9 protein-coding genes are annotated in these 12,547 nt (G+C 52.1%); 2 read left to right on the forward strand and 7 right to left on the reverse strand.

The annotated features are described in order from the left end of the window. Nucleotides 1-168: 168 nt before the first annotated feature. Nucleotides 169-1,845: a glycoside hydrolase family 5 protein gene (locus CRO08_RS15170; protein ID WP_097036874.1), complete on the forward strand. Its 1,677-nt coding sequence runs from the start codon at nt 169-171 to the stop codon at nt 1,843-1,845. Nucleotides 1,846-2,321: 476 nt separating this feature from the next. Continuing rightward, entirely contained in the window at nt 2,322-4,514 is a 2,193-nt protein-coding gene (locus tag CRO08_RS15175; protein ID WP_097036875.1) for a glycoside hydrolase family 5 protein, read from the forward strand. Nucleotides 4,515-4,728: 214 nt separating this feature from the next. On the opposite strand, the gene CRO08_RS15180 is transcribed toward CRO08_RS15175, so the two are convergent. From CRO08_RS15180 to CRO08_RS15215, 7 genes are all read right to left on the reverse strand, one after another. After that, entirely contained in the window at nt 4,729-7,050 is a 2,322-nt protein-coding gene (locus CRO08_RS15180) for an NADP-dependent malic enzyme (protein ID WP_097036876.1), read from the reverse strand. 168 nt (nt 7,051-7,218) lie between these two features. Continuing rightward, on the reverse strand, nt 7,219-7,971 hold the full coding sequence (locus tag CRO08_RS15185) for an AgmX/PglI C-terminal domain-containing protein (protein ID WP_097036877.1): 753 nt from the start codon (nt 7,969-7,971) through the stop codon (nt 7,219-7,221). Nucleotides 7,972-7,990: 19 nt separating this feature from the next. After that, nucleotides 7,991-8,776: a hypothetical protein gene (locus tag CRO08_RS15190; protein WP_097036878.1), complete on the reverse strand. Its 786-nt coding sequence runs from the start codon at nt 8,774-8,776 to the stop codon at nt 7,991-7,993. A 100-nt stretch (nt 8,777-8,876) separates the two neighbouring features. Then, nucleotides 8,877-9,032 carry a DeoR family transcriptional regulator gene (locus tag CRO08_RS17655; protein WP_097036981.1) on the reverse strand — a complete coding sequence of 52 codons (156 nt, stop codon included), beginning with the start codon at nt 9,030-9,032 and terminating at the stop codon, nt 8,877-8,879. Between the two features lie 288 nt (nt 9,033-9,320). Next, on the reverse strand, nt 9,321-9,911 hold the full coding sequence (locus CRO08_RS15200) for a hypothetical protein (RefSeq protein WP_097036879.1): 591 nt from the start codon (nt 9,909-9,911) through the stop codon (nt 9,321-9,323). 86 nt (nt 9,912-9,997) lie between these two features. Continuing rightward, nucleotides 9,998-11,269: an IS256 family transposase gene (locus CRO08_RS15205; RefSeq protein ID WP_097034567.1), complete on the reverse strand. Its 1,272-nt coding sequence runs from the start codon at nt 11,267-11,269 to the stop codon at nt 9,998-10,000. A 258-nt stretch (nt 11,270-11,527) separates the two neighbouring features. Beyond that, nucleotides 11,528-12,478 (reverse strand): hypothetical protein, encoded by a 951-nt coding sequence (locus CRO08_RS15215; RefSeq protein WP_097036881.1) that lies wholly within the window; start codon nt 12,476-12,478, stop codon nt 11,528-11,530. Between the last annotated feature and the right edge of the window lie 69 nt (nt 12,479-12,547).

The raw sequence follows: 12,547 nt of genomic DNA on the forward strand, positions 1-12,547 counted from the left end.
CACCCTATTGGAAATATAAAAACTCTTCTCGCAACAAAAAATTTACACTTTGTTGTAAATTGTTCAATAGTATTTGGGCAGGGCAGTCAATTTTTCGCGCACTCCTACCATTTTCAATATACATTTGAGGCGTGTAGTGGTATTAGGGTTACTTTCAGAGGAATCCAAATGAAGCATATTCTGCAAAAAACGGCAATTTTCGCCATCGCAGGCGCAATCTCTGCAACGGCGGCGCTCCCCACTGCAAAGCAGGTCCAGGCCAACATGGGCATGGGGTTCAACATCGGCAACTCGATGGAGGTGCCGAACAACCCGACCGCATGGGGCAACCCCTTCCCCACGCAGGCCCTGCTCGACTCCGTGAAGGCGGCAGGCTTCAACACGGTGCGCATTCCCTGCGCATGGGATAGCCACACGAGCGGCGGCAAGGTTACCGAGACCTGGCTCGATTCCGTGAAGACGGTCGTCGACTATGCGATGCGCGCGGGCCTCTACACGATTTTGAACATCCACCACGAAGGCGAAGGCGGCTGGTTCCAGACAAACATCGGCACGAGCGTCAACTCGACTGTCGACAACAAGATGAAGACGTACTGGACGCAGATTGCGAACAAGTTCAAGAACTACAACGAACGACTGATTTTCGCGGGCGCAAACGAGCCCGGCCCGAATGTGAACACCTGGACGGCCCAGCATGTAAGCACGCTGATGCACTACTACCAGACGTTTATTGACGCCGTGCGCGCCACGGGCGGGAACAACGCCACCCGCACGCTGATTATCCAGGGCCTCAATACCGACATCGACAAGTCTGTCGCGAACGCGCCCGTAAGCACGTTCCCTAAGGACAAAGTAACAGGCTACCTGATGTTCGAGGTGCATTACTACGACCCGTACCAGTACACGCTCATGACAAGCCAGCAGGACTGGGGCGCAAGCGAGCCCATCATGCCGCAGTACTACTACGGTAATTACCAGAAGGCGAGCGAACCCAAGCGCAATGCGGGCTACAATGCGTGGGCAGGTTCCATCGATTCCAAAATCGCAGGCATCGGCCACCCGCAGGAACAGTTCGCCAAGATGAAGACAAACTACGTGGACAAGGGTTACCCGGTCATTGTCGGCGAATTCGGCGCGAACGTGCGCTCACCGGAACTGAGCGGATCCGACCTGAACCTCCACAAGCAGGGTCGCGTGCAGTGGCACAAGGACGTGGTGAGCGCGGCCAAACAGTACGGCCTCACCCCCATTCTCTGGGACATGGGCAACGAGAGCAATTCCGGCTACGACAACATGGCCTACATCCGCAGGCAATCTTCCCCCGTGGGCAAGGTGCTCGAAACTGACGTCATCAACGCGATGCGCAGCGTGTATAACCTCGGCAACTACAACAACACGGGCGTGACCCACGTGGAAGACTTCATTACCGGCGGCAGCGAGAATCCGGCTACGAGCAGCAGCACGGTCGTTCCGCCGTCTAGCAGTTCCAACATTGCGCCGGTATCGAGCAGTTCCGCAATCGCGCCTGTTTCCAGTTCCGCAATTACGCCGGTATCGAGCAGCACGGAAATCTATCCCTGCGATGCCATGATTCCGGAATGCGGCTGGACCGGCTGGAACGTCGGCGTGCCCGAAGTCGCAGGCACGCAGGTCAAGTTCTACCGTGAAGGCAATACGCTCCGTTCCAATGCAACCATCCGCCTGTTCGACCTGAACGGCAATATGGTGCGGGATGCAAGCGCAGAAATGGCAAGCGGCCATAGCGAAATGGACCTGCGCGGGCTCCGTCAAGGCATGTACATTGCCCGCAGCGGTGCGCAGACCCTCCGCGTGCAGGTGAAATAGGCCCGCGGGTCCCGAAAACGCCCCGAAATATTAAAAACTCCCTTTACATACCATCATATAGCAAAACAACCCCACGGTATGTAAAGGGTTGTTTCTTTTTTTCCGGTTTACATACTTTTTCGGCTTTTTCAGGCATTTAGTATGTAAAATTCAAGAAAAAATGGTTTAAAAAGCAACTTTTTCAGGCAAAAATCAGCAAAAACACGCCTAGAAGTCGATTTTTCACACGATTTTCGGCCATTTTTACATACTAAAAGCGTGTTTTCATGCATTTAGTATGTAAAGATGCCTAAAAACAGCAGTAAAACCGGCAAAAACAACCCGAAATCGGCCCTGTTGTACCCCGTTGAGTATTCTACACCGCAAAAATCGTGCAGGGACACATTTTTCTTTTAAAATGCACCCGCAGAATCTAATTTCATAGAAAACAGACAACCGGGCAAGTCATGCCCACACATACCATATAAGGAGTCAAAATGTTTGGTATTGGAAAGTTTGGTATCGCGGTCGGCGCGCTCTCGCTCGCAAGCACCGCTGCGTTCGCCCTCCCCAAGGCGACCGACCTGGTCGAGCCCATGGGCATGGGCTACAACATCGGCAACACCATGGAAGTGCCCGAAAACCCGACCGGATGGGGCAACCCGCTCCCGACCGCAGCCTACATCAAGGCAATCAAGGCAGCCGGCTTCAACACCGTGCGTATTCCTTGCGCCTGGTATTCCCACTCCGACGCCCTCGCCAAGGATATCGCCGCATACGGCGGCACCGCAGACAACTCCACCTACAAGCACGTAGGCAAGGACGCCTCGTTTACCACCCCGACCATTGACGGCGCTTGGCTCGCCCAGGTGAAGGAAGTCGTGGACATGATCATCGCCGAAGGCATGTACGCGGTGCTGAACTCGCACTGGGACGAAGGCTGGCTCGAAGACCGCGTGTATGACGGTACCGCCAACCCGCGCAGCGGAGCAGGCGATATCACCAACAGCTCTGCAACGACCAAGGCCCGCCAGGCCGCCTACTGGAAGCAGATTGCCACCTACTTCAAGGACTACGACGAGCACCTCCTCTTTGCTGGCGCCAATGAACCGGCCGTGAACGACCCATGGGGCGCAAGCGGTCAATGGGCATTCGACGACTCCCGTATGCAGATTTTAAAGGGCTACTACGAAGCATTCATTACTTCCGTGCGTAGCGCAGGCGGCAACAACGACACCCGCACCTTGATCGTGCAGGCTCCGCGTACCGAAATGGACAACGCCCCTATGCTCAGCACGAACTGGCCGACCGACCCGGCTGGCGCTGGCTACATGATGGCCGAAGTCCACTACTACCCGTACCAGTACTCCCTCATGACCGCTGACGAAGATTGGGGCAAGCAGTTCTACTACTACACCGGCCTTTCCAGCACGACCGATACGGAACACAACATGGGCTGGAACGTTTACTCCAACAGCATCGACAACAATGCGCTCGGCACCCCGAACCAAATCAAGAAGGCTTTTGGTGAACTCAAGACCATGTTCTGCGACAAGGGCATCCCCGTAATTATCGGCGAACTTGGCGCCATCAAGCGTACCGGCCAGATTACTGATGCAGCAAACCTCAAGCTCCACTTGCAGGGCCGCGCCCTCTTCTACGGTGAAGTCGCGAAGAACGCGAAGGCCAACGGCATTGTTCCCTACGTCTGGGATACCGGCGCCGAAAACGACGGCAACATGACCATCATTACCCGCCAGAAGGGCACCTACAGCATTCTCGACCCGGACGTGTTGAACGCACTGCAGAAGGCTTACGGCCAGGAAGGCAACAACCAGAGCAACCTCGACAGCCTGGTGAACGAAAACGAAGTTCCCGAAACCGAAGCAGGCAAGGGCGTGTTGGTGACCTACGCGACCAAGACTTCCGACTCCAGCGAAGTGGGCACGCTCCGTATCAACCTTTCTGGCACCAAGAAGGACCTTTCCCAGTACGTGGGCATTGAAATCCGCCTGAAGGGTTCTGTTGAAACTGCAGGCGGTTGCACCGGTGCAGGCGAAGGCTGCGGAGAATACGGCTGGACCTCCATGGACCTCTTCATGATGACAGGCGGTTCCTGGGCATGGTTCGACGCGCCCGTTATGGAACAGGCCAACCAGGAACTTGATGCTAGCGCATTCCAGAAGATCCAGGTCAAGTGGGATGATTTCCGCACCGCGCCTACGGACCTCAACGATGCAAACGCCATCGGCCTGAACCTCTACGGCACACAGGTCACCGGCACAATCACCTTTGACTACATCGCAGGCATCAAGGCCGACGGTTCTACCGAAATCATTGACGACTTCGACAAGAAACCGCAGCTCGAAGGCACAGCCTCCGGCAAGGTCGTCGCCCTCGGCGGCACGGGCGATATCGGATCAAACGCCATCAGGCCTGTCCGCGCGGCAAGTTCCAAGATGCTCGTGAGCGTACGTCCGGGATCGGTGACCGCCTCGTTCAGCGCAGCCACCGCAGGCATGGCAAGCGCCACGCTCATGAACTTCATGGGCCAGGTCATCGACCAGAAGAACTTCAACGCAAGCAAGGGCGCGAACAGCGTCGAACTGCAGAGCAACTACCGCGGGGCCGCAATGCTCATCGTGAAGCAGGGCAGCCAGCGCTACGCCCAGAAGGTTCTCCTGAAGTAACATAAAGCCCGCAAGGCAGGAGTGTCCTTGTCGGGCTAATCCCCAAGAGGGATGTGTGGAAAGACCCCCGCGCTAAATGCCGCGGGGGTTCTTTTTCAGACCGTTCGTTCGTCGTTTCGGGAACTGAACCTACGGTGTCTCACTCACTCTCGCCTCGACGACTCGTTAAGACGAGTCGCCTCTGGCTTACCAGACCGCTCGTTCGTCGTGGTCCTTACCACATTTTGTCGAACTTCTTGCGGTTCTTTTCCTCGTCCTTCTTCTCCTGCACAATCGCGTCGATTACGGCGGCGACCGTCAGGTTGAAGATATCGTGCACGGAGGCGTCGGAGTCGGTGAAATGCACCGGCTTGTTCAAGCCCATCTGCACAGGACCGATGGACTCGCCCACGCCCATCTCGAGGAGCATCTTGCAGGTCGTATTTGCAGAAGAGAGGCACGGGAAAATAAGCGTGTTGACCGTCTGACCCTTGAGCTTGTTGAACGGGTACTTGGTATCGCGCAGCTGCTTGTCGAGCGCCACGTTCACCTGCATTTCGCCATCGATCATGTAGTCCGGGAACTGCTCGTGAATCATCTTCACCGCATCGCGGGCCTTGTTTGCCGTACCGCGGGCCGCTTCCTTGTCACTGCCGAAGTTCGCGTAGCTGAGCATCGCCATCACCGGTTCGTGAGCGAAGAACCGCACCGCGTCGTGTGTGAGCTTCACGACATCCACGAGCGTTTCGGCATCGGGGTCGCGGTTCACGAGCGTATCGGCCAGGAAGAACGTTCCCTTGCGCGTGCTCAGGATATGCATTGCACCGAAGTGCTTGTATTCCTCGCGGATGCCGATGATTTCCTTCGCAAGTTCAATCGTCTCGCTGTACTTGGAGTAGCCGCCCGTAATGAACGCGTCGGCATCGCCCGTCTTGACCATCATCATGCCAAAATGGTTCGGTTCGAACATGTCATCGCGGGCCTCGTCGAGCGTCACGCCGTTGCGGCCGTTCTCCTCGGCATAAATCGTCGCGTACTTGCGGCGGCGTTCGAATTCCTCGGGCGAGCGCGGGTTCACAATCTTGATGCCCGTAAGGTCGAGCTGTTCGCGCTGGGCGATAATCTGGATGCGTTCCGGGTTGCCGAGCACAATCGGGTGTGCAACGCCTTCCACCTTTGCCTGCACGGCAGCCTTGAGCATGTTCAGGTTGCTCTCGGCGAACACCACGCGCTTCGGGTTGCTGCGGGCAGTATCGCTGAACTGGCGGATAAGCTTGTTGTCGTAGCCCATCATGTCGCGGAGCTTGTCGTAATAAGCGTCCCAGTCGGTAATCGGCTTACGGGCCACTCCACTCTCGATGGCCGCCTTCGCCACCGCGATAGAAACATCCGTCAAGAGGCGCGGGTCAAGCGGCTTCGGAATCAAGTATTCCTTGCCGAAGGTAAAGCGCTGCGCGTTGTAGGCGATGTTCACCACATCGGGCACCGGCTGGTGCGCAAGAGCGGCAATCGCACGCACGGCCGCATGCTTCATGTGCTCGTTGATGCAGGTCGCGCGCACGTCCAGGGCACCGCGGAAAATGTACGGGAAACCGATGACGTTGTTCACCTGGTTCGGGTAGTCGCTGCGGCCCGTCGCAAAAATCAGGTCGCCACGGCTCGCCATCGCCTCTTCGTAGCTGATTTCGGGAGTCGGGTTCGCCAGTGCGAAGACAATCGGCTGGTCGGCCATGCTACGCACCATCTCGCGGGTCAGGATGTTGCCCTTCGAGAGGCCAACGAACACGTCGGCGCCCTTCATGGCATCTTCAAGAGTCTCGATGTCGGTGCGGTCAGTCGCAAAGAAAGCCTTCGCCTCGGTTAAGCCCTTGCGGTCCTTGCGGATAACGCCCTTGCTGTCGCACATCACCAGGTTTTCTTTCCTGAGGCCGAGCGACAGGTACAAGCGGGTGCAGGCGCAGGCGGCAGCGCCGGCACCGTTCACCACCATCTTCACGTCGCGGATGCTCTTGCCCGCAACCTCGATGGCATTCAGGAGGCCCGCCGAAGAAATGATGGCCGTACCGTGCTGGTCATCGTGCATCACGGGGATGTCGAGTTCCGCCTTCAGCGTGTTCTCGATCTCGAAGCATTCCGGAGCCTTGATATCTTCCAGGTTGATGCCGCCGAACGTCGGGGCGATACCCTTCACGATTTCGATAAACTTCTTCGGGTCCTTCTCGTTGATTTCAATGTCAAATACGTCGATGCCCGCGTAAATCTTGAACAGGAGCGCCTTGCCTTCCATCACCGGCTTGCCCGCGAGAGCGCCGATGTCACCGAGCCCGAGCACCGCAGTGCCGTTAGAAATCACCGCGACCAGGTTGCCCTTGCCCGTGTATTCGTAGGCCAGGTTGTTATCCTTTTCAATTTCCAAGCAAGGAACAGCTACACCAGGAGTGTACGCAAGACCCAGGTCGGTCTGCGTGCTGTGCGGCTTGGTCGGCACGATTTCGATCTTGCCGGGCTTGCCCATGGAATGGTATTCGAGCGCCTGTTCCTTCAAATCCTTGCTCATCTTGGCTCCTTTCCGCAGGCACCTGGCCCCATTTTTAGGCATTTTTTGCCATTTCGGGCGTCAGGACGCGCGGACGTTCATTTTTCGCGCGCAAATATAGAAAAAAGTTTACATTTCTACAAGGAGGGAGAAGCGGGATATTTTCGACGAAAATAGCGAAATTTCGGGCTATTCCGAGAAAGTGAACGGGATTGACACCGTCGTATTGCCGGATTTCACCTTATTGAAAGTCCAATTACCAACAGCTTCCTTAATTTGGGCATCAAATTCCCCATAGCCCGTCGTAGAAGAAACAACAGAAACGCTGATGACTTCGCCTCTCGGAGCTACTGTAAATTTCAGAGTAATCTTACCCTGAAATCCAGGCTTAATTTTCAAAAATTTATTGTAAATATGGCGTAGCCCCGGCGTTCGCTGGCGCACGACTTTCATAATGTCAGCTGCAGAACGAGATCCGCCACCAGAGTTAATCTCAACATCTCGTGCCGAAGGCGTCTTTATGTTTCCCTTGGCTTTTGTCGCGATACCCCCACCAAAACCACCATAAAGACCAGCGAGACCATCACCATAACCATAGCCTCGTCGGCCACTGTCATCATTAGCAGTTTCCTCATCGCATTCTTCAACCGAAGTCGTCAAATACGCAATATAATCCGGATGATTAATGTTTTTTTGCAAGTCATTTTCCAATCTCCAGTAGTCGTTTTCGCTGTACTGTAGTTTTATCTTTCTGAAAACGCATTCACAAACATTGCGATTTGCGCCCTGGGAACATTCCTCCACAAAACGTATTTGAGTTTCATAGGAGTACGAGAACCCTTTCGCCTTGCTTTTCTTGGCGACAACAGATGCCGCGCCTCCAGCCTGTACACATGCCACAGCAACCAGCATCCCGAGCAATATGATTTTTAGGTTGAGCATAGATTGACCTCCCTAAAGGCTATTCGACAGCACATTTTGTAGCATACATTGTAAACATGGCAACAAACAATTCCTTGTCCGCAATCATACCTGCAAAAATTGATTTCATCGTATATTCTTTTTTTATGGATTTCATAATACACTGACTAATAGATTTAGGAAGACCCCGTTCGTTCAATAATTTGATAAAAGTCTTTTCAATTTCTGGCGTAAACTTTTCTGGTATACAATCTAACGCATAGTTGATGCCCCACATTTTATTATCTTCAGGATACCCTTCTTCCATAACAGTTTGAACAAAGCGTTCCCGGTCCTTGACAATATTGTCGTAAACACAGCCACGTATTTTCCTTGCTGTATTTTTCCCAAACGCTTCCATCAATTGCGGCGGAATTTCATCGACAAAATCTCTCCTTTTCGTGGTTTTCACCCAATTGTCCACATATGTCTTCGCCTCTTCCTCGGTTATCACAGAGGAAGCCTCCTCGTATTCCTTATCGCACGCAGTCACAGCATCTGACAGGAACGACGTAAAATTATAGTCCTGATCACCCCTCTGCATTTCGGCATCGAGCCTTAGGTATTCCTTCTCGCTGTACGAGCCCTGCAGACGCCCGAGAACGCACCCGCAAACCCACTCGTTCGCATTTTCGGAGCAATCCTTCAAAAACGCCTGCTGCGTAGCCTCCGAGAACGCAAATTCCCCGGTATTGCTCTTCTTGGCAACAAACGACGCCGCGCCGCCTGCCATTGCATAGGCAGCAGCAAAAAATAGCCCGATTAGCAATAATTTCACGTTCCGCATGGTACAACCTCCGGAAAATGGTCTTCAACCATAAAGATACATTCTTCGGGTGTCAAAAGATGACAATCGCGAAAATTTTCGTAAAAAAGGCGAAAAATCCCTAATTTACTTTCCAATAGCCGTTTTTGTTGGCGCCAACGCGAGTAATGAGGTTTTGCTGTTTCAACAGTTGCAAATCTCTTCGGATTGTTTTTTCTGTAACGCCAAATTTTTCAGCGAGCTTTTGTGCCGACGTATGAGCGTCTTTGTTTTCAATCGCAGCATTTTCCTCGGCAAAAAATCAATAAAATACGGCGAATTTTTATAGATTACGTATTTCGTTGAAAAGTTTTCGAGAATTCTACTACAATTTTGAATTTTTGTAGTCGTTTTGTACAGGAAAAACAAATTATTTAAAATATTTTGCTGAAGATTATAAGTCTCGCACCAAATCTATACCAGCCAATTCATACTGTCAAGGTAACGGATTGCGAAGGAAATTTGCAGTTTCGTCCCTTGCCAAAAATAGACCAGATTACAAGGCGGCTAGAGACTTTTTTAGAATTTACCCTAAATAAATTCCCCTCAATCTTTCCAAATCCCTATCCTTATCAAAATTTGTTCGCATTTCTTCTAAAGCCCAATCTCCGAAGATTCCTTCTGCGGGCAAAGTTTCGCCGTTCATCGCATCAATAAACTTTGAAATATCTTTCCGGATTTCTTCATTGCAAGAAACTGTTTCTCCATCTCTTACAAGCGGCAACAAACGGAATACATCGTACTTATGCTTATTCAAATCATATTCTTCTACGGTGCGCCCTTTCTGCTTTTCCGTATCCAAATTAATCCACGCGTACATTTTCAAAGGAATCAGATATGGGGCTTGGAGCGTCCATACGCCGTTGATTTTTTCACGTCCTTGCATTGCAAAATTGTAATAAGAGTCCGAAAGCAGCATGGCGGAAAGCCCTGACGGATCTTTATCTGTTTTTACATAAGTAATCCGCCTTTTCCCCTTCATATTTAAAGCATTCCGAGAAAACAGTTCTATCATTGTGGGAAAGCCTTTAGTTTTCGGTTCCATAAAACGGTACAATCTCTTTGTTCCATTCGCTCTTTCTTCACAATAGTAATCACCATCATCGATGAATTCCAAAAGTTGCTCGGCAAACTCATTGAAGCGAGGAGAATCGAATTTGTCCCTTTTTTAGTTGAAAATCCAGGTCTCCAACTGGTGTAAATCTAGGCTATTAGCGCTTCATTGTCAAGTAATTTCATGCTCTTTTCCCGAAGTTTTTCGACAAGTTCGGGGATTTCCGCATAGCCGTCCAACCGTCTCCAGTTCTTTTCGCGGTGGAGGACCTCAGCGGCCATCCAGCGTTTGAACATTCCAATGTCCCTGTAGCGCTTCACGTTCTTCTCGATGGCGTCGAGACCGTTGAAGGTGGACTCGATTATGTTGGTCGTTATGAGCGACTTGCGCAGGAGCGCGGGGATGCCCAGCCGGTGGACCGTAAGCAGCCTCTCGCCGCCCTCGGAAAGCGATTTGGCGGCACTCGTGTTTATGCCTTCGAGCCACTCGTGGACCTTGAGAAGTTCCCTTCTCGCGTCCTCGTAGCCCACCATCCCGATGGCGTTGTTGTAGCGCCTGTCGAACTCGGCCCGGTACATCTCGGGCAGATGGGACTCGACGTTGCGCCTCTTGTGGATCACGCAGCGCTGGTGCTTGAGGTCCTTGCCGAAGCGGTCCTTGAGGGCGCGGTTGAGGCCCGTCCCGCCGTCGGTCACGAAGATGATGTCGGGGTGCAGGGCGAGGCCCCTGCTCTCCATGTCGGAAAGGAACGAACGGCACATTTCGGTGTTTTCCGAACTGCCCTGCCAGAGGCCAAGCACGCGCTTGTAGCCTTCCGCGTCAACGCCTATGGCGGCCATCACGACCTCGCCGCAGCGATGCATTGCGTCCATGAAGACGGCAACCGCCTCGAAGTCCTCCAGCCTGCGCTCGTTCAGTTCCTTCAGTTTCCTTGTGCATGCGGCAACGACCTTGCGCGACACCGACGACTTGCTTACGCCGAACGCCTCCCCGGCAGTCGAGAACACATCCTCGTAACGCCTCCCGGACAGGCCTGAGAGGCATGCGTGCAGCAGGTGCTCGGAGAACGCGTCGGGGTCTTTCAGACGGGCGTAGATACGCGATTTGACCTCGCCGTTTTCGTCCCTGAGCCTGGGTACGCGCACCTTCGCCTTGCCACCCGCGATGTACACGGAACCACCCTGGCTGGACCACTTCTTGAAGCCCTTCCTGGGGTGGTATGCTGCACCGCCGAGCTGTTCCCTTTCGGCCAGGAGTATCGCCTCCACGAGCCTTGCGCCCATCTCCCTCGACAGCGCGTCAAGGCAGCTTTTCCCCTGTTCGGCAAGGTCGGCCAGAACCACCCCGACACTGGTCGAAATGTCGATTTCTTCGCGGCGGACGATTGACAGTTTGGGGGTTCTTTTTGTACTTTTCATCATGGTGGTTATCCTCTTGCTTGGTGTTTTTTTGCTGAACCAAATTTACAAGTTGGAGACCACCTTTTTCTTTTTGGTTGCAGAAATTTCAACTAACTTTGGGGCATCTTCGAGAATCAACAAGCAATATCATATCGATATCCTGTGTTGCACGGAAATCCAATGTCGCATTTTCCATTAGCACGGAACAGGCGGTACCGCCAATTACTGTGTAACAATCTTCAAATGATTGAAATTTTTCCTTAAATAAATCTAATCCGTTTACCATTGAGCCTTCTCCAACATTTCTTTTAAGCATGCCTGAACGCGTTCATTAGGCGAATCCTTAAGCGACAGGTATAATGAAACTATATCAATTCGCCTGTCCATAGCAAATGGAGCCGGGTCGTATTTCCAAATTTGCAGTCGGACAAAACTATTCTTAAAAAATCCCAAATTTTCAATCGCTAGACCTTTCTCTTTAGCTAAATTCGCATGGGGGCCGCATGCAGCAAGACTTTCTTTGGGCGGTGCCAGCATGGAAACTTCAGAAAGGGCGGTTTCTCCAGCTTTAGGGAGCGATTTAAAAGCCTGTGACGGAAAAAGTATTATTTCTTTTTTGATAGGAGAATCCAAATAAGGGAGAGCCTTATCGAAAAGCAATCTCCCTATTTCGGAGCAGCTGATTAATGTGGAATTTCCTTCTTTAGTTTCGTTTATGAGCCCGCGATCCAAAAGCTCCCTGCAATAACGAGAAACGGACATCGGAGTGAGGTTATTTTGCCGAGCCGCTTCACTTTTAGATATCTTGGTTTTTTTGACTTTGTACATCATGAATAGAAAAAAAGCCTGTGCAGAAGCGGTCAACTTCGACAGGGTGATATTTTTTTTCTGATTTTTTTTCGAGAACGTTTTCCTCTGCTTGCGATAAGCAATTCCGAGAAACGGCAAAAAAAAGGACGATGTCGAAACATAAGGAATTTTTGCTTGGACCAGCCCCTTTCTTTGTGTTTCGTTCAACACGTCAAAGCCTAATGCAACAGGCATGTTTGTATTCAATTCAATTTGGTCTAAAATTTTCTTCTGAGTTTGCCAACGTAGGCTGCTAGCTCCGACATAGGATACAAGCAGAAAACGCCCGCCAAGAACATGTATTTCGTGGAACGCTTTTCCCTGACTGATATAGAAAGGGAGCCCCTTCGGCCCATCAGCAGGTCGAATTTCACATTGCATACCAAAATCGTTGAAGGCTTTTTCGATTTTTGGTCCGATTTCGTCTTTGAAAAAGAAGAAAAAGATAGC

The sequence above is a fragment of the Fibrobacter sp. UWT3 genome, assembly GCF_900230125.1.
In the GTDB taxonomy this organism is placed as follows: Bacteria; Fibrobacterota; Fibrobacteria; order Fibrobacterales; family Fibrobacteraceae; genus Fibrobacter.